Source organism: Flintibacter muris, assembly GCF_943192995.1.
Classification (GTDB): Bacteria; Bacillota; Clostridia; order Oscillospirales; family Oscillospiraceae; genus Lawsonibacter; species Lawsonibacter muris.
This window is the reverse complement of sequence record NZ_CALPCP010000015.1, coordinates 12,662-29,112: the sequence shown is the minus strand read 5'-3', so window position 1 is coordinate 29,112 and position 16,451 is coordinate 12,662. Positions and strand designations below refer to the sequence as shown.

The window sequence follows — 16,451 nt, the reverse complement described above, 5'->3', positions numbered from 1 at the left end:
TGTTCCTCTTTTCTTTACATCTTTATAATACCTGGCAGTCCACATTTCCGTCTGCCAGAGTCAGTTTCAGCTTGTCGCCCGTGGAAACGTCCCCAATAGAGACAATGGCTTTTCCGTCCTCCCGCCGGGCGATAGAGTAGCCCCGTCCCAGCACTTTCAGAGGGCTCATGGCGTCTAACGAGGCGGCCAGAGCCTTCAACCGCTCCCGGCGTTTGGCGACAACACGCTCCGCTCCACCGGGCAGCGCATTGGACAGCTTTCCCAGCCGTTCCCGCTGTCCGGAGGCACAGCGCCGCAGGCCGTGGGCCAGGCGGCTGCTCTGATAGTCCAGCAGCAGCCGTTTCTCCCGAAAATAGGATGCAGGTTCTGTCATGGGCCGGCTGGCGGCCAGCCGATCCAGCGCCTGGCGGTAACGGGCCAGACGGACGGACATGCCGCCCTCCAGCCGCTCCCGGTCACCCAGGAGAACCGCGTAAATATCATTCTGGTCAGGCACCGCCAGCTCGGCGGCGTTAGAGGGGGTTGAGGCACGCAGATCGGCTACAAAGTCGGCAATGGTTACATCAGGCTCATGACCCACGGCGGAGATAATGGGAGTTTGGGCGTCATAAATGGCTCTGGCCACCACTTCCTCATTGAAGGCCCACAGGTCCTCCATGGAGCCGCCCCCCCGGCCGGTGATGATCAGGTCGGCCACACGGTGAGCGTCTGCCCAGCGGATGGCGGCGGCAATCTCGCCGGGGGCCTCCGCCCCCTGAACCCGTACCGGAATCACCTTAATCTCAGACAGAGGCCAACGGGCGCCTAAAATACGAATCATATCCCGCACCGCCGCCCCGGCTGGGGAGGTAACCAGGGCGATTTTCTCCGGAAACTCAGGGATATCCTGCTTATGAGCCGGGTCAAAAAGCCCCTCTTGGGCCAGCTTGGTCTTTAACTGCTCAAAAGCCAAAGCCAGATCTCCTACCCCCTCCGGCGTAAGGCGGGCACAGTATAACTGGTACTGCCCGTCCCGTGGAAAGACAGTCACACGGCCGGCGGCGATAACCTGCATACCATTCTGGGGGCGAAAACGCAGGGACTGGGCATCCCCCCGAAACATGACGCACCGCAGGGCCCCCTCTCCATCTTTTAAGGTAAAATAGTGGTGCCCGGAGGGGTACATTTTGTAGTTGGACAGCTCTCCCCGTACCAGCAGACCAGACAGCAGCCGGTCCCGGTCCATCATATTTTTCAAGTACTGGCCCACCTGGCTGGGGGTCAGGATGGTATCCTCTCTCATAGCTTCTCCTCCGCTTTTAGTGCCCGCCAGGTGAGGATAGCGGCCCCTATAGCATTGTCGGTGGAGTATCGGGGTTCCGCAAAGACAGCTCCATGGAACTGGGTCATCCCCGCCCGCAGCTGGCTGTTGGAGGCCACTCCTCCGGAACACAGCACCGGCAGACCGGGATAGCGCCGCTGGGCCTCCTGGGTGGCCCGCCAGACTACATTAACAATCGCATCTATGGTAAAGCGTGCAATGTTGGCCGGCCGCTCGCCTTTTGCTTTCAGGGCATTCACCTGGTTCTCCATTCCGGACAGAGAAAATGTAAGGCCTTTTAGCTTTACTCTCGGCTCATAGCAAGTATCTGCCTGGCTGTACATCTGGTCCAGAGCTCTGCCCGCCGGGAACTGGAGGCCCAGCAGCACCCCGGTCCGGTCGATGAGCTGGCCGGTGGACAGGTCGCTGGTTCCGCCAATGATTTCAGCTGCAACGGAGGCTCCCTCCGGTCTGATCAGCAGCAATTCCGTGGTTCCTCCGGACAGGTGCCAGGCCAGGAAGGGCGCGTCCAGCAGATCGATCCGTCCGGCGGACCAGGCGGCGGCGGCCAGGTGTCCCTGCTGATGGGAGTGGGCGTAAAAGGGGACGCCCAGCGTGGCGGCAATTCCCCGTCCCTGAGACTCCCCCGCCAAAAAACAGGGCATGTAGGAGCCTTCCACCGCCCTGGGACGGGTAGAGGCCCCCACGGCCCGGATATCCCGCCTCTCCCCCAGTAATCCTTCCAGCAGCTCGGGCAGGCGTTTCACATGCTGAAACAGGGCGTCGCTCTGACGCAGGCCCAGCTCGCCTGGCCGCACGTCCAGCAGGCGGCCAATATTCTCCCCTGACTGCCCGTCAAAAAGGGCGACGGAGGTGGTATAGTTGCTGGTATCCAGCCCAAGGACAGGCATTACTCTCCCTCCTGCTCAGGCTGGTTCTGTTTTTTCTCCGGTTTGGGCGGAGTATCCTCAAATTCCGCCCGGACAAAGGAGCCCAGAATACCGTTGAGGAAGGAAACAACCTCCGCCGGCTCATACTTCTTGGCAATCTCCACCGCCTCGTTGATGGCGGCGGCGTTGGGGATATCGGGCATGTACAGCACCTCATACATGGCGGTACGCATGATGGCCGCCGCCATACGAGGAATGCGGGCAAAGGCCCAGCCTACCGAGTAGCGGCCAATACAGTCGTCCAGTTCCGGCCCGTGGGCAAACACGCCCTGAACCAGGTCCCGTATGTAACGCTCCTGCTTTTCGTTGGGGAACTGCTCATAAAGGGGCAGTTCATCTGCCAATTCCTGGAACCGCTCCCGGGTCAGTTCCGCGTCCAGAATGTCCTGAGCGCTGCGGTTGTTAAAGCCCAGAGAAAAAATGATATGCATGGCGATCTCTCTCGCGCTGCTTCTTGTCATAGGTACAGCCTCCCATACTTGGTCCATAAACTTCCTAAAGTATTATATACATGAATATACAAAAAGAAAAGCCCTATTTTGAAAATCTTTTCACGGCCTGTCATTTCCTGTGCAGGTCCAGCCGATATACATATAAATTGCCTGAGCAACCACTGGTTTCCCCAATGCAACGGGGATGCGGTTTACTTTTTGGATGGCTTTTCTTAAAATAGATGGGGTGAAGATGCTATGGAATTGAAGCAAAAGCTGTCGGACCTGCGCAAGAGCAAGGGTCTGACCCAACTGGAGCTGGCCGAGATGCTGTCAGTCTCGCGCCAGGCCATATCAAGATGGGAGGTGGGAGCGGCGGTCCCCTCGCTGGACAATCTAATCAACCTGAGCGAAGTGTACGGCGTCCCGCTGGACGAGCTGGTCCGTGGTGGGATGGACCAGCCGGACCAATTTCAAGGTGGAGAGATCAGTGTGCCTCTGGCTCCCTATGATCCGGATATGCCTGACGCATACATTGTAAAGCCAGACAAGCCGAAGCGGCCAAGAACGCCCCGCCCAGAGCCAAGCTGACCGATGAGGATATCAAAGAGCTGGCTCAAAAATACAATCCTGCGTCCATGACCCGAGCATGGAAGGGGCTGTGCAGAGAGCTGCTGGACCTGAGCCAGCTTACAGAATCGGAGTATGCCTGCGCCAACCTGGACTACCGCCTGATTTCTCTGGGCTGTCACAACTCCGACGGAAGTTTTGTACGGTACCGCGGCACCGCCGAGATGGTTCTGGCCTCCCGAGCGCTGAACCAGTGGACAGGCCATCCCATGGATATTCCGGACACCGGGTCCTTCCTGCTCACCAAGTGGGGCAATCAGCTGGCTGTGGAGAAAAATCCGGACGGCACCCCCAAGTATCGGACTTCTCCCCTGTCAGTGGCCAGGCGGCCGCCTGTCAAAAGCTTAGGGAGCTGATCAACAACCTGATAGAGTCTGCTTGATTTCCAGCAAAAAACAGGGACGCTTTTCAGCGTCCCTGTTTTTTATCCATAGAACTTGTGACCGCCGATAGTAGCGATCAGCTCTTTATTCCGCGCGGCCCAGCTGTTGATGCCGGAGTCGAAATACAACGCACCCCGCGTCTCCTCCACTACGCCGCCGTCCATTACCAGCTTGGCGGCAATGGTGCTGGACTTGGAGGGGTCAGTAGCGGCCAGCACACCCGATTTATAGGTGCTGAACTGGTTTTTCTGAGCCAAAACGCCCTCCACCGTGTCGGGGAAGACAGGGTCAGCCACCCGGTTGAGCACCACATTGCCTACAGCCATCCTGCCCTCCATGGGCTGGTTGCCGCTCTCCCGCTGAATGACCCGGGACAGCCAGAACAAATCATCCTGATTGTAGAACGTGTCGCCAGGCTGGATCGCCCCGGTTCCGCTGGTTATAGTGGTCATGCCGGTAGCGGCGTCATAACCCACCTGGGCGTCAAAGGCCTTGGCGGCCACCCGCAAAGGGACAATCACCTGACCCGCCTGGGTCAGCTGTACCAGTCCGGGCACGTAGAGGTAACGTCCATTGGCCACCACATAGAGCTGGCCCACCTCAGCAGTCAAGGTCAGCTGATCGGTCACCACAGAGGCGGCGGAACCGTCCCAGCTGATCTGGGCGTTGGGCGCCAACTGACGGGCCATAACGGACAGAGACACATAGGTAACGCCATCCTGCATCTCCTTGTTCAGCTCCAAGGGGGCGGGCACGCCGTTGATAAGCAGGCTGGGGTCCCCTGTGGTGAAAGAGGGGATCAGAGGGCTTCCTTCCAGGCTAGGGGTTTTGGTGGAGTCTTCCTCCTCAACGGGGGTATTTGCGGAATCATCCTCCTCAGCCGGAGTATTCGCGGAGCCCTCCTCCTCCGCCGGATCGGTGACTTCTTCGGGTAACTGCGCTTCAGTCTCAAGCGCCGTCTCGTCAGAGACGGTGCTCTCCTCCTCTGCCAAGAGGGAGGCCGCAGGCTCAGTATCGGCCGCGGCGCCCATCAGGAGGAGCATGGCAAAGACGCTGAGCATAACGGAAATCAGCTTTCGCTTCATTGTCTGCACTCCTTTTTTGTTGCGAGTTATGTCAAAATTATGACAACCTGAGCCAGAATTATGACAATCAAAAGCAACCGCTGTTACTTTTGTAACCACATTGTAACCAATTCTGATATGCAAAACAAGGGCAAAACTGCCTAGAATTGACCGGCTGATATTGTATAAATTGTTAGAAATTCATAGGAATAACCGGTCCTTTCCCTTCTTTTTACCGTTGCTCCCATATTGTGACAGAAAATCTGTATCTGTAAAAAGGCCCGCCTCCAGAAGTAAAAAACTGGAGACGGACGTTTTCCGGTATTTAAATTCCCCGATTCAGCGTCTTGCGCAGACGGATCTTCCCTGCCAGAGCCTGATCGATCATATCCAGGAATTTTTCCCGGTCCTCTGGCAGGCCGCCCTTCAAGGGCAGATAATTGGATGCGTGGTTGCTGGTAAAATGAAGCGGATTCACGTCCAGATGCTCAATAAGCAGACGGCACTCCTCCAGTACATGGTCGGCGGAGCAGACCTCAAACCGTCCGGCCAGCACGTCCTCCCCCAGAGGGGTCCCCTTGGCGGGGGCAAAGGTCATGGCGGACAGATGCCGGGGCTTCATGGCGTTAATCATGTTAGCTGTAGATAAAATGTGCTCTTCCCAGTTTCCACCTTCGCCGTTGGCTCCGGTCATACCCAGGATGATGGTGACCCACAGATCAATACCCGCCTCCACCAGCCGCTGGCCAGCCAGCAGCATCTGCTCAGCGGAACAGCCCTTATGGATAAACTGGAGCACCTGCTCGCTGCCGCTCTCCACCCCCAGATAGGCCCGGGACAGCCCTGCCTTGTGGAGAGTACGCAGTTCCTCCGGCGTTTTGGACAGGGTACTCTTGGGCCCGGCGTAGAGAGTGACCTTCTCCAGCTTGGGAAACCGATCATAGAGTTTGCGGAGAATCTGGAGCAGCTCCTCCGTCTTCATAATAATAGCGTCTCCGTCCATAAGGAATACCCGCCGCAGCTCCGGGCCGTAGTAATTCCGGGCCATATCAATGTCCTCCAGAATCTCAGCCACCGGACGGATACGGAATTTTTTCGTTTTGTACATTCCGCAGAAGGTACACTGGTTGTTGGAGCACCCGATGGTGCATTGCAGCAGGTAGCTTTTCCACTCCCCCGGTGGACGGTAGAGCAAATCACTGTCGTAGCGCATATAGTAAGGCTCCTTTCCTTTACAGATTTTCCACCGGCTGACCGTCCCGGAAAACCTTTTTAATGTTCTTCTCCGCCTTGCTCCGGGGCAGCATGACCTCATGCCCGCAGCCTTGGCAGCGCATTTTAAAGTCCATCCCCACCCGCAGAACCAGCCACTCTTGACTGCCGCAGGGGTGTGGCTTCTTCATCTTTAGTATATCGTTGATGTGGATATCCATGCTGGCCTCCTTGCTGATTCAGTCAAAGAACTTTCCTGTAAAGCAATTTTCATTTCCAAGCGGTGTCCACCTCAAATTCATACTACTGGTCAACCATCAAAACATGAAGGCCCTTCTCCTCCAGAGCCGCTTTCATATCAGACGGCAGGGCGAGTTTGGCTGTACGATAGCCCTTGTAGTATACCCGCTTGGTTTTTCCGTTTTTCCTGACAACCCAGACCCACAGGCTATATGACAGCCGGTGGTCCAGTTCCAGCTGGTTATAGTGCAGCTCCACCCGCTCAATTTCACCGAAAGGGATGGGGTACGGCACGCCTGTGTTCAGCACCAGACAATCATTTTCAAAGAAAAACGCTCCCGCGCCCGATCTGTTTTTGAATTTACTCCGTTTGTAGACAAAAAAATAAAGTATAACACCAATAATTGCAATATAAGGTATCCAAAACAAAAAGGGATACATGCTTTGCCCCACCTTTCTTGAATCATTATAATGTATCGGCCCTCCGGTTGTCAATGACACAAAAAGGCGGACGCGCTGCGTCCGCCTTTTGACGTAAATCAATTTACTTGGCCAGGGAGGCGGTGTCGATAGCAATCATCAGCTCCTCGTTGGTGGGGATTAGCAGGACCTTAGCCTTGGAATCCGAGGCGGAGATGATGGTCTCCTTGCCCCGGACGTCATTGGCGGCGGCATCCAGCTTTACGCCCATGTACTCCAAGCCCTCGCAGACCATGGAGCGGATGGCCTTGTCGTTCTCGCCCACGCCGGCAGTGAAGATGATAGCGTCCACCCCACCCATGGCGGCGGCGTAAGCACCCACAAACTTCTTTACCTCATAGGCAAACTTCTTTTGGGCCAGAGCGGCCTTCTCATCCCCCTTGGCGGCGGCGGACTCCAGATCGCGGAAATCGGAGCTGACACAGCTCAGGCCCTCCACGCCGGACTTTTTGTTCAGCACATTCAGCATCTCGTCAATCCCCATACTGTATTTGTTCATCAGGTACTGGAGAATGCCCGCATCCAGGTCGCCGGAGCGAGTGCCCATGGGGACGCCTGCCAGAGGGGTGAAGCCCATGGTAGTATCCACGCTCTTGCCTCCGTCCACAGCGGTGATAGAGGAACCGTTGCCCAGGTGGCAGGAGATCAGCTTCAGCTGCTCAATGGGCTTGTCCAGCATGGTGGCAGCCCGCTGAGTGACGTATTTGTGGGAGGTGCCGTGGAAGCCGTAACGGCGAACCTTGTCCTTCTCGTAGTATTCATAGGGAAGAGCATACATATAGGCAGCAGGGGGCATGGTCTGATGGAAGGCGGTATCAAACACAGCCACCATGGGGGTGTCGGGCATGAGAGCCTGGCAGGCCTTGATTCCAATGATGTTGGCGGGATTGTGGAGAGGGGCCAGGGGGTTACACTCCTCAATGGCGGCCATAACCTCGTCGGTAATGAGGACAGACTTGGCAAACTTCTCACCGCCGTGGACCACACGGTGGCCAACAGCGTCAATCTCCTTCATAGAACCAATCACGCCGTTCTTGGGGTCCACAAGGGCATCCAGCACAGCCTTGATGGCCTCGTTGTGGGTGGGCATAGCCACGTCGGCCTCCTTGACGGCCTCCTTGCCCTCGGGCTTGTAGGTAAATTTGCCGTCAATTCCAATGCGCTCACACAAACCCTTGGCCAGCACCTGCTGGGTCTCGGGGTTGAGCAGCTGATACTTCAAAGAGGAACTGCCGGCGTTGATTACCAGAATATTCATGGGAATCGTCTCCTTCTCAAATCAAATTTGGGTTGCCTCAAAACGCGGAATGTACTACAATAGAGGTAACCCGGATGATACTTCTATTTTAACGCTTTTTCTCTCTTTGGACAACCACTTTTTCACATTTCATCCAAATATTTTTTATCGGGAGGCTCGCCCTTGAAAACAGTTGGGATTGTTGCCGAATATAACCCCTTTCACACCGGACACGCGTACCATATTGAGAAAACCAAAGCGCTCTTTCAGGATGAGACCGCCGTTGTGGCCGTCATGAGTGGAAATTGGGTTCAGCGGGGGGAATGTGCCATTACGGACAAATGGACCCGGACCAGAATGGCTCTGTCCGGCGGCGTTGATCTGGTGCTGGAACTGCCCACAGTATGGGCTTCCGCCTCCGCCGAAGGCTTTGCCAGGGGTGCGATGGCGATTCTACAGGCTACCGGAGTGGTAGATGTCCTCTCTTTTGGCAGTGAATGCGGGTATACAGCTCCGCTGTGGGAGCTGGCCCGGTGTCTTAACAGTCCGGTGTTCTCCCAGAGCTTGCGCCGGGAGCTTGAGCCGAAAAAGTCCTTTGCCCAGTGCCGCCGTCAGGCGGTGGAACGGCTGCTTGGTCCGGAAAGGGCCGCTCTGCTGGACTTTCCCAATAATAATCTGGGCGTAGAGTACCTGCGCTTTCTGCCTTCGGAGATGGAGGCGGTTACTGTAGCCCGACGGGGTGCGGCTCATGACAGCGGTCAGGAGCGGGATGGCTGCCCCTCTGCCTCCCTCCTGCGCGGCTGGCTCCGGGCGGGGGATGTGTCAAGTGTTTCCCCTTTTCTGTCTCTGCCCTGGAAGGGAGAGACGGCTGATATAGGACATTTGGAGCGGGCTGTCATTGCCCGGCTGCGCGCCATGACCCTGGAGGAGGTGGAATCCCTCCCGGACAGCGGGGATGGATTGGCCGCCCGACTTCTGTACGCCGCCCGGCAGACAGCCAGTCTGGAGGAGCTGTACACCCTGACCAAAACCAGAACCTACGCCCATTCCCGGGTGCGGCGGCTGGTCCTCTATGCTCTGCTGGGACTGCGGGAACGGGACCGTCCCGCCTCTCCCCCATATATTCGTGTGCTTGGCTTCAACCGTCGGGGACAGGCGCTGCTGAAAGAAATGAATCAAAAAGCGGACCTTCCCTTCTTTGTCAAGGCCGCCCATATCCACGACAGGACCTTCCGCCGCTTTTCCCCTCAGGCCCAGGCCCTGTTTGCCCTGGAAGAACGGTTTACAGATCTGTTCGCCCTGTGCTTCCCCACTCCAAAGCCAAGCGGACTGGAGTGGACCACCAGCCCTGTTTTTATAAAGTGAGCGGCCTTTGGCCGTCATTTACAGCAAAGGAGGCTCCATGAAGACCAAAAAGAAAGGTACACATCTGAACCGGATATGGCTTCAATTAGGCGCTGTGACGATCCCCTTGACACTGGTCATTCTTTTTTCTCTGCTGAAGGACAAGCAATCCCTGATGACTGGCTGGGTATTTGGTATTATGGCCCCATTGGAGCGGCTTTTGGGGCGTATTTGGTCTGTCTTTCCCTTTTCTGTGGCGGAGGCCCTCACCGTTCTGTTTCTGACCGGCTGTGTGATTTGGGTCATCCGTGCGGTTGTGCTGGTGTTCCGGCAGAGGGCGATTGTTCCCTTTCTGCGCCGGCTGATTGCTCTGGCGGCGGTGTGGCTCTGGCTGTGGGCAGGGCTGTGCTGGATGTGGAACGCCGCCTATTATATCCCCACATTTGCCCAAAGGGCGGGTCTGAACACAGAGCCCTACTCTGTTGAAGAGCTGGCCGCCGTCACCGAATACTTTGCCTGTCAGGCCGCCGCCCTGGCCGCTCAGGTACCCCGGGATGAGGAGGGCCACTTCGCCGAAGAAGTACCCAACTGCTTTCACACAGGTGTGGATATCTATCAAAATATCGCTTTAGAGTTTCCCGCGCTAAATATAAAATCTGTAAAGGCAAAACCCTTGCTCTTCTCCAGATTCCAGAGCATCTTGGGCTTTACGGGGATATACTTTCCTTTTACCGGAGAGGCAAATGTAAATGTGGACGCTCCTGCCTGCCTGCTTCCCTCCACCATTGCCCACGAGATGGCCCATCAGCGGATGGTGTCCTCTGAGCTGGAAGCCAATTTTGTGGGAATCGCCGCCTCTACCGCCTGTGACGACGTGGTCTTCCAGTATTCCGGATATCTGATGGGCCTTATCAATCTGTGCAACGCCCTCTACTCCGTCTCCCCCGAAACCTGGTATGATATCTCGAAACGCACCTTCACCCCGGAGCTGGTCATCGACTGGCAGGACAACAACTCCTATTGGGAGGCCTTGGAGTCCCCCGTGGAGAACGTGGCCGGGGACATGTATGACTCTTTTCTCAAGGGAAACAACCAGGAACTGGGAATCCGTTCCTATGGCGCCTGTGTGGACCTTCTGGTCAATTATTACAGCAAATACTTATAACGTTCATAAAGGAAGCCGCCCGTTGGGCGGCTTTTTTATGTAAACAGACCATAAATCAATCGAATCAGAAGCAGAGCCAGTACCACAAAAAACATGGGACGAATAACCTTGGCTCCACCTTTCAGAGCCAGGCTGGAGCCCACATAATTGCCAGCGATACCACAGACAGCGGCGGGAATGCCTACCACCCACATCACCTTGCCCGCAAAGGCAAAGGTAATCAGAGATGCCATATTGCTGGCTGAGTTGGCAACCTTGGTGTTTCCGGAGGCGGTGAGCAGATCAAACCGGCACATCCCGGTAAAGGCCAGCATCAAAAAGGTGCCTGCTCCAGGGCCGAAAATACCATCATACCCCCCAATAACCAGGCCGATTCCAAGGGCCATTGACATCAACTGAAGGCGGCTAAGCTCTCCGGACCGGTCTTCCTGTCCAAAATTCCGCTTCAACAGCAGAAAAACGGCCATGACTGGCACCATAATCAGCATAAAATAGTACAGCATCCGCTCCGGCATAATCAAATTGAGACGGGCGCCAATCCAAGCGCCTACCAGTGCGCCAGCCGCTCCCGTGATGGCACTGGGGATATGGACATCTCCCCGCTTCAAAAAACGTCCTGTGGACAAAAGAGTGCCAAAGACATTGCCGCACTTGTTGGTTCCTGAGGCGATATGAGCCGGCAGACCAGCAATCAAATAGGCCGGGAGGGTAATCAGTCCGCCTCCCCCCGCCACCGCATCAATCAATCCGCCCAAAAATACCAGCGGACAGACAATCATCCAAATATGTGCCAGTTCAGACAATTCCATGTTTTTCTCCTAATCTCCTTTAATTTCCTCCCAGTACCGCCTGGCAGCCTGTTCGGTCTTGTTGTCGCCATATTGATAATAGTGCGTCCCCACCAGTTCGTCCGGGAGGTACTGTTGCGCCACCCAGTGCCGCGGAAAACTGTGGGGATACTTGTAGCCCTGTTCCCGCTCCTGTCCGGCGGAGTCGGCGTGGACGTTTTGCAGCTCACGGGGGATACTTCCTGTACGGCCGGCGCGGACATCGGCCAAGGCGGCATCAATGGCCATGCAGGCGGTATTGGACTTGGGTGCAGTAGCCAGAAGGATCACCGCCTCAGCCAGAGGCAGCTTGGCCTCCGGGAGGCCGAGCTGAAGGGCGTTGTCCACGCAGGCCTTCACAATGGGAACAGCCATAGGGTACGCCAGGCCAATGTCCTCGCTGGCAGAGCATAAAATCCGCCGGATGGCGGTAATCAAGTCCCCGGCCTCCAGCAGGCGGGCCAGGTAGTGGAGGGCGGCGTCCGGATCAGAACCCCGAAGGGACTTCATAAGCGCGGAGGCGATATCAAAATGAGCGTCTCCCTCCCGGTCATAGCGCATAGCCGACTTCTGAGCGGCAGTGTGAGCGTCTTCCAAGGTGACAAGTAATTTCCCTTGCTCACGTCTGGCAGCAGTGAGGAGCAGCTCAACAGCATTCATAGCTTTTCGTACATCTCCGCCGCAGGCGGAGGCAATGTGCTCCCGAACCCCTTCCTCACAGATTACCTCCGCACCCAGCCGCTCCTCCATGATAGAGATACCCCGGTCAATGGCCGGGAGTACATCCTGAGCGGTAATCTGTTTGAACTCAAAGACGCTAGCCCGGGAAAGCACTGCTCCAAAGACAGCGAAAAATGGGTTTTCTGTGGTGGAGGCGATAAGGGTGATGCGGCCGTCCTCCATAAACTCCAGCAGAGACTGCTGCTGCTTCTTGTTGAAATACTGAATCTCATCCAGGTAAAGCAGCACCCCTTCCGGAGCCAAAAGCGTACCGATATCCGCCATAATGTCCTTGATGTCAGAGATCGAGGCGGTGGTGGCGTTGAGCCGGTGAAGGGGACGATTGGTCCGCTGGGCAATGATGTTGGCCACAGTGGTTTTGCCTGTACCGGATGGACCGTAGAAAATCAGATTTGGAACATTTCCCCCCTCCACAATGCGGCGGAGCAGGCCGTTCTTTCCTAAAATGTGGGTCTGTCCCACCACCTCGTCCAGCGACTGGGGCCGTATTTCATCCGCCAATGGGCGATATGCCATGGTTCCTCACTCCCTTCCTTAAACTGTGATTCCTGCGGCAGCCTGCATATTCTCCTTAAAAAAGTGGTTCACTAAGGCAACGGACCGTCCTACACCGATCATTGCAACAAGGGTTCCGATACCAATTCCCACAATTTCCCTGACACAGCACAGCCCTACTGCCACCGTAGTGCAAACGCAGCCCACATCAAATATATTTTTGGTGAACCCTTGACTGCGGCCTATTTTTTCCGCGATAGCCTGCACAATTCCATCTCCCGGATTGGGAACCAAGCGCATATTTACCGTCATGGCGATGCCTAGCCCAGTCAGGAAAATGGCTGCGGCCAGCACAAGCAGATTGATTCCCAGGCTGTGATCTGTACAGATATAGGGGATCAGGACATCAAACAGGTTCAGCAGGCGGCTGAAAATCAGGCTGACCACAATCTGAAGCAGTGTTGCCACCCGTTCTGTTTTATTCCGCAGGAATAACTGGACCACAACAAACAGAACATAGAGCAAAAAGGTCATATCGCCAAAGTTCAAGGAAAATATCTTGGATACACTGTAGGACACTGAGACAATGGGTGAAACACCCAACCCCGCTTTGGTGTTCAGCGTAATCCCCAGGGCCAGCACTGTCATACCCAGCCCATAAATCAACCACCGATATGGATTTTTCATGTGTGTTCGCTCCCTTTTGCTCTGCCTTCCAGGGCCCCGCTATATTGCTTCAGCGTTTTTCTCCGCTGCCGCCAGTCTGGCATGAGGGCATCCATTCGGGCATAAAACCCCGGCCCATGGTCGTGGTGAAGAAAGTGGACCAGCTCATGGAGGGCCACATAGTCCCGCAGCGCTTCCGGACACCGGGCCAGGGCGGTATTCAGGGTGATGTACCCCTGGGCCCAGTGGCAGTTGCCCCACTGACTTTTCAGCGCCCGCAGCTTCAGGGAGGGAAACGCCACGCCGCAGGGCTCCACCAAGGGGTAGACCCGCACCAGAGCCTCACCCAGAAGGCGGGCGCATTCCTCCCGGGACACCGGCGGGAGTGGTTCCGCCTGCCTCCGGTCCTGGCGGCGGATGGCGGCCAGAATCCAGCCGCTCTTCTCTTGGACAAAGCTGTCCGCCTGCTTGACTGAGCAGCGCAGGGGAACCGAGACCATAATCTCTCCCCTGGCGTCAACACGCAGGTTCAGATTTTTTACCGATTTCCGGGTCAGGGTATAGGTAATAGGCCCGTTTGGAGTGTCCACCATGCGCAGCTGAGGCAGGCCTTTGGTCACCATTTGTTCTCCACTTCCTCAGCAAAGCCTAAAAAATCTTTGACAAATACTTCTGTTCCGTCATCCAGCAGGGCCAGGCCGGTAAATTTTCCAAATACCTGGTGCTGATCTGACTTGATTACCCCGGCGTTGGCGCAGGAAGCGCGGTCCATAATGGGGTCAAAGCGCATCTCAAAGCGGCCGTCATCACTGGTGAATTCCCACTGTTCCATGTACCGCCGCTTGCGGCGGCGGCCTGGAATGCGGAAACGCACCTTGGACAGCTTGTGGGCTTTTCCGTCGTAGAACAGCATGTTCTCAGTGGCGGCGGAGGTATCCCCAAAGCCGTAACCCAGATTGAATCCGAACCGCACCCCGTCCACCATCCCGGAGGCGGAGGCCCAGTACCAGGTGTTGTGGTAGGTCCAGACCCCCCGTCCCCAGTCCAGCACAGCGAAGGTGTCAGAGGGGTCCAGCATATACTCCTTCTCCCCCACTGTCACCTTGCCTGAGGCCCGCAGGCAGTTGATCTTCTGGTTAAAGTAAAAGTGCCCCGGCTTGTCAAAGGGGGTGCAGATGACCATAGACTCCTCCGGTTCATCAGTGAGCTCAATATAGGCGTCCAAAGGGGCTCTGCCGTCAAAATGCTCCATGTGGGCGTAGAGGGACCGTTTGTCCTCCTCCCTCCGGAACAGCAGCGAATAGCCCCTCCCTCCCGACGCGCTGTCCCCCTCCATGGAAGAGGAGGGCATGCCGGTGTTTCCCATGGGCAGCAAATGCATGGGGCTTTTGGTCACCTGAGTATTTTCCCAAAAATCCAGCAGTGAAATGGAGTCCAGCCCCATGTAGCTGTTGTCCGCAATGGTCAGCGCCAGAGCAAACTGGCCGTTCATCACCAGGTAGTAGTCCCACTCTTTGATGCGCAGGGCACCCCCCTTAATCATATTCCTGTCATAGATTGGCAGCATCCGTTTGGCATATCCCGCCTCCCGCAGGTTCCCCTGCTCGTCCAGTAGAGGCTGGGCTGTGGTAATCTCGTGCTGCTCCATGGCCATATCCCCCCCCCTTATGGGTCAAAATGTGGGCCGCCTCAGGCGGCACGTCAAATTTCTTCCATTATACTGTAAAATGTTCCATTCTGCAATTCTTTTCTTGGACAGGCAAGGAATATCTTTTTTCCGCATATAGTTTCAGAGATCATTTTGGGGAAATGAGGTGTGCAGCATGGGGAAACTTGTAGGAAAATCCCAGTGCCGGGACATTTTGCTGGGCGTTGGGCTGCTGTGGGCCACAATGGCCCTGGTCCTGTGGCCGGAACAGGCTATGGGTGCTATGCGGGATGGACTCAAGCTGTGCAGCAATGTGATTCTGCCCTCCCTGTTCCCCTTTTTTGTGCTGTCCTCTCTGGTGGTAGAGCTGGGAATGTCCCGCTATCTGGGCCGGCTGTTGGAGCCGGTCATGGCGCCGCTGTTCCGGGTAAACGGTAATTGTGCCGCCGCCCTGGCCCTGGGCTTTATCGGCGGCTATCCTGTAGGAGCCCGGACAGCCATTCAGATCTACGAAAACGGACAATGTTCCCGCACTGAGGCGGAACGGATGCTGGCCTTTTGCAACAACAGCGGCCCCGCCTTCATTTTGGGCGTGGTGGGAGCGGGAGTATTTGGCAGCGGAACAGCGGGACTGCTCCTCTACCTGGCCCATCTGCTGGCATCACTAATGGTAGGGGTGCTGTTCCGTTTCTACAAGCCCGGTGAACGGCCCCAGACAAGACGGCGGCGGGGACCGGAATTTCAGGCGGCCAGCTTTCCCAAGGCCTTTACCACGTCTGTGGCCGGATCGCTGCAATCCACCTTAAATATTTGCGCGTTTATCCTGTTCTTTACCGTATTTCTACGAATTCTCGCCTACGCAGGTATTCTGACTACGGCGGCCCACATCCTGTCCGCTCTGCTGGCCCCGCTGGGAATGGACCAGACCTGGGCGGAACGGCTGCTCACCGGTCTGGTGGAGGTGTCTTCCGGGGTCTCCTCCCTGACCGATGGGACGCTGTCCGGGCGGCTGTCCATGGCAGCCTTTATGCTGGGGTGGGCAGGGGTGTCCGTCCACTGCCAGGTGCTGGCCTTTCTGGGGGACAGCGGCCTGTCCATCCGCACCTATGTGGCGGGCAAGCTGCTCCACGGAGGTATCTCCGCCTTCCTGGCACATCTGCTGTTTCGAATCATTCCGCTGAGCAGTCCGGCCTCCTTCTACCTGACTGAACAGACAGAGGCCATTGCTCATCTGGACTTCCATCAGGCGCTCACCATATCCGCCGTGGCCTCCTGGGGGGTATGGCTGGTCTTTTTGGCGCTGACCGTCTATGTGGTACAAAAAAACAGTGGAAAAGGGCGGCCGAATGTAGTATAATAGCCCCAAGAAAACTATAACAGCGGGGGGTGAGTTGCCATCAATCTCTTTCAAACATCTATCGAACCCCGGTGCGCCTACTGCGCCCGGGGACGGGAATTGGATCACGGCCAGATCGTCTGTCCGAAAAAGGGGGTCATGTCTGCCGGCTCTCATTGCGGGTCTTTTCGCTATGATCCGTTGAAGCGGGTACCCCCGCGTCCCGGTAAACTGGTTTCCAGCAGCCTGTCTGAGGAAGATTTCACGCTATAGCACATAGCAAACCCGCTGTAAAGTAATTT

Annotated in this window: 18 protein-coding genes; 5 read left to right on the top strand and 13 right to left on the bottom strand. The window is 56.3% G+C overall.

All coding sequences use genetic code 11. The features are described from left to right. Positions 1-22: 22 nt before the first annotated feature. The 3 genes from xseA to nusB are packed head-to-tail and all read right to left on the bottom strand — an operon-like array spanning position 23 to position 2,711. Positions 23-1,282, bottom strand: a complete 1,260-nt coding sequence (gene xseA, locus NFS22_RS12540) for an exodeoxyribonuclease VII large subunit (RefSeq protein ID WP_251318099.1) — start codon at positions 1,280-1,282, stop codon at positions 23-25. Continuing rightward, on the bottom strand, positions 1,279-2,211 hold the full coding sequence (locus tag NFS22_RS12535; protein WP_251318098.1) for a tRNA (adenosine(37)-N6)-threonylcarbamoyltransferase complex transferase subunit TsaD: 933 nt from the start codon (positions 2,209-2,211) through the stop codon (positions 1,279-1,281). The genes xseA and NFS22_RS12535 overlap by 4 nt, the downstream gene beginning before the upstream one ends. Beyond that, positions 2,211-2,711, bottom strand: a complete 501-nt coding sequence (nusB, locus tag NFS22_RS12530; protein ID WP_251318097.1) for a transcription antitermination factor NusB — start codon at positions 2,709-2,711, stop codon at positions 2,211-2,213. The genes NFS22_RS12535 and nusB overlap by 1 nt, the downstream gene beginning before the upstream one ends. A 228-nt stretch (positions 2,712-2,939) precedes the next feature. Between nusB and NFS22_RS12525 the strand changes: the two genes are divergently transcribed. Then, a complete protein-coding gene (locus NFS22_RS12525) occupies positions 2,940-3,272 on the top strand; it encodes a helix-turn-helix transcriptional regulator (RefSeq protein WP_251318096.1) in 333 nt (110 codons plus the stop codon). 47 nt (positions 3,273-3,319) lie between these two features. Then, complete coding sequence (locus tag NFS22_RS12520) at positions 3,320-3,667, top strand: hypothetical protein (RefSeq protein ID WP_251318095.1); 348 nt, start codon at positions 3,320-3,322, stop codon at positions 3,665-3,667. A 68-nt stretch (positions 3,668-3,735) separates the two neighbouring features. On the opposite strand, the gene NFS22_RS12515 is transcribed toward NFS22_RS12520, so the two are convergent. The 5 genes from NFS22_RS12515 to NFS22_RS12495 form a co-directional block, all read right to left on the bottom strand. Next, positions 3,736-4,779 (bottom strand): cell wall hydrolase, encoded by a 1,044-nt coding sequence (locus tag NFS22_RS12515; RefSeq protein ID WP_251318094.1) that lies wholly within the window; start codon positions 4,777-4,779, stop codon positions 3,736-3,738. 304 nt (positions 4,780-5,083) lie between these two features. Further along, entirely contained in the window at positions 5,084-5,971 is an 888-nt protein-coding gene (locus NFS22_RS12510; RefSeq protein WP_251318093.1) for a B12-binding domain-containing radical SAM protein, read from the bottom strand. A 19-nt stretch (positions 5,972-5,990) separates the two neighbouring features. Next, positions 5,991-6,191, bottom strand: coding sequence for a DUF951 domain-containing protein (locus NFS22_RS12505; RefSeq protein ID WP_251318092.1), 201 nt, complete (start codon positions 6,189-6,191; stop codon positions 5,991-5,993). A gap of 82 nt (positions 6,192-6,273) precedes the next feature. Beyond that, positions 6,274-6,519: a hypothetical protein gene (locus NFS22_RS12500; RefSeq protein WP_251318091.1), complete on the bottom strand. Its 246-nt coding sequence runs from the start codon at positions 6,517-6,519 to the stop codon at positions 6,274-6,276. 235 nt (positions 6,520-6,754) lie between these two features. After that, positions 6,755-7,948, bottom strand: coding sequence for an acetate/propionate family kinase (locus NFS22_RS12495; RefSeq protein ID WP_251318090.1), 1,194 nt, complete (start codon positions 7,946-7,948; stop codon positions 6,755-6,757). Positions 7,949-8,110: 162 nt separating this feature from the next. On the opposite strand from NFS22_RS12495, the gene NFS22_RS12490 reads away from it, so the two are divergent. Both NFS22_RS12490 and NFS22_RS12485 read left to right on the top strand, forming a co-directional pair. Further along, a complete protein-coding gene (locus tag NFS22_RS12490) occupies positions 8,111-9,292 on the top strand; it encodes a tRNA(Met) cytidine acetate ligase (RefSeq protein WP_251318089.1) in 1,182 nt (393 codons plus the stop codon). A 37-nt stretch (positions 9,293-9,329) separates the two neighbouring features. After that, positions 9,330-10,436 (top strand): DUF3810 domain-containing protein, encoded by a 1,107-nt coding sequence (locus NFS22_RS12485; protein WP_251318088.1) that lies wholly within the window; start codon positions 9,330-9,332, stop codon positions 10,434-10,436. Positions 10,437-10,471: 35 nt separating this feature from the next. On the opposite strand, the gene NFS22_RS12480 is transcribed toward NFS22_RS12485, so the two are convergent. The 5 genes from NFS22_RS12480 to NFS22_RS12460 are packed head-to-tail and all read right to left on the bottom strand — an operon-like array spanning position 10,472 to position 14,819. After that, positions 10,472-11,245 carry a sulfite exporter TauE/SafE family protein gene (locus NFS22_RS12480; protein ID WP_251318087.1) on the bottom strand — a complete coding sequence of 258 codons (774 nt, stop codon included), beginning with the start codon at positions 11,243-11,245 and terminating at the stop codon, positions 10,472-10,474. Positions 11,246-11,254: 9 nt separating this feature from the next. Further along, complete coding sequence (locus NFS22_RS12475) at positions 11,255-12,520, bottom strand: replication-associated recombination protein A (protein ID WP_251318086.1); 1,266 nt, start codon at positions 12,518-12,520, stop codon at positions 11,255-11,257. An 18-nt stretch (positions 12,521-12,538) separates the two neighbouring features. Then, positions 12,539-13,186 carry a YczE/YyaS/YitT family protein gene (locus NFS22_RS12470; RefSeq protein ID WP_251318085.1) on the bottom strand — a complete coding sequence of 216 codons (648 nt, stop codon included), beginning with the start codon at positions 13,184-13,186 and terminating at the stop codon, positions 12,539-12,541. Beyond that, positions 13,183-13,788, bottom strand: coding sequence for a M48 family metallopeptidase (locus NFS22_RS12465; protein WP_251318084.1), 606 nt, complete (start codon positions 13,786-13,788; stop codon positions 13,183-13,185). Before NFS22_RS12465 ends, NFS22_RS12470 begins: the two co-directional genes overlap by 4 nt. Continuing rightward, complete coding sequence (locus tag NFS22_RS12460; protein WP_251318083.1) at positions 13,782-14,819, bottom strand: DUF2804 domain-containing protein; 1,038 nt, start codon at positions 14,817-14,819, stop codon at positions 13,782-13,784. Before NFS22_RS12460 ends, NFS22_RS12465 begins: the two co-directional genes overlap by 7 nt. 169 nt (positions 14,820-14,988) lie before the next feature. On the opposite strand from NFS22_RS12460, the gene NFS22_RS12455 reads away from it, so the two are divergent. Continuing rightward, positions 14,989-16,170: a nucleoside recognition domain-containing protein gene (locus NFS22_RS12455; RefSeq protein WP_251318082.1), complete on the top strand. Its 1,182-nt coding sequence runs from the start codon at positions 14,989-14,991 to the stop codon at positions 16,168-16,170. Positions 16,171-16,451: the final 281 nt, after the last annotated feature.

Bases quoted from the DNA above. Each gene is read 5' to 3' on its own strand.
- NFS22_RS12535 (WP_251318098.1), bottom strand. From the start codon at position 2,211: ATGCCTGTCCTTGGGCTGGATACCAGCAACTATACCACCTCCGTCGCC.
- NFS22_RS12520 (WP_251318095.1), top strand. From the start codon at position 3,320: ATGACCCGAGCATGGAAGGGGCTGTGCAGAGAGCTGCTGGACCTGAGC.
- NFS22_RS12510 (WP_251318093.1), bottom strand. From the start codon at position 5,971: ATGCGCTACGACAGTGATTTGCTCTACCGTCCACCGGGGGAGTGGAAA.
- NFS22_RS12475 (WP_251318086.1), bottom strand. From the start codon at position 12,520: ATGGCATATCGCCCATTGGCGGATGAAATACGGCCCCAGTCGCTGGAC.
- NFS22_RS12470 (WP_251318085.1), bottom strand. From the start codon at position 13,186: ATGAAAAATCCATATCGGTGGTTGATTTATGGGCTGGGTATGACAGTG.
- NFS22_RS12515 (WP_251318094.1), bottom strand. From the start codon at position 4,779: ATGAAGCGAAAGCTGATTTCCGTTATGCTCAGCGTCTTTGCCATGCTC.
- NFS22_RS12495 (WP_251318090.1), bottom strand. From the start codon at position 7,948: ATGAATATTCTGGTAATCAACGCCGGCAGTTCCTCTTTGAAGTATCAG.
- NFS22_RS12455 (WP_251318082.1), top strand. From the start codon at position 14,989: ATGGGGAAACTTGTAGGAAAATCCCAGTGCCGGGACATTTTGCTGGGC.
- NFS22_RS12525 (WP_251318096.1), top strand. From the start codon at position 2,940: ATGGAATTGAAGCAAAAGCTGTCGGACCTGCGCAAGAGCAAGGGTCTG.
- NFS22_RS12465 (WP_251318084.1), bottom strand. From the start codon at position 13,788: ATGGTGACCAAAGGCCTGCCTCAGCTGCGCATGGTGGACACTCCAAAC.
- NFS22_RS12485 (WP_251318088.1), top strand. From the start codon at position 9,330: ATGAAGACCAAAAAGAAAGGTACACATCTGAACCGGATATGGCTTCAA.
- NFS22_RS12505 (WP_251318092.1), bottom strand. From the start codon at position 6,191: ATGGATATCCACATCAACGATATACTAAAGATGAAGAAGCCACACCCC.
- NFS22_RS12460 (WP_251318083.1), bottom strand. From the start codon at position 14,819: ATGGCCATGGAGCAGCACGAGATTACCACAGCCCAGCCTCTACTGGAC.
- nusB (WP_251318097.1), bottom strand. From the start codon at position 2,711: ATGACAAGAAGCAGCGCGAGAGAGATCGCCATGCATATCATTTTTTCT.
- xseA (WP_251318099.1), bottom strand. From the start codon at position 1,282: ATGAGAGAGGATACCATCCTGACCCCCAGCCAGGTGGGCCAGTACTTG.
- NFS22_RS12480 (WP_251318087.1), bottom strand. From the start codon at position 11,245: ATGGAATTGTCTGAACTGGCACATATTTGGATGATTGTCTGTCCGCTG.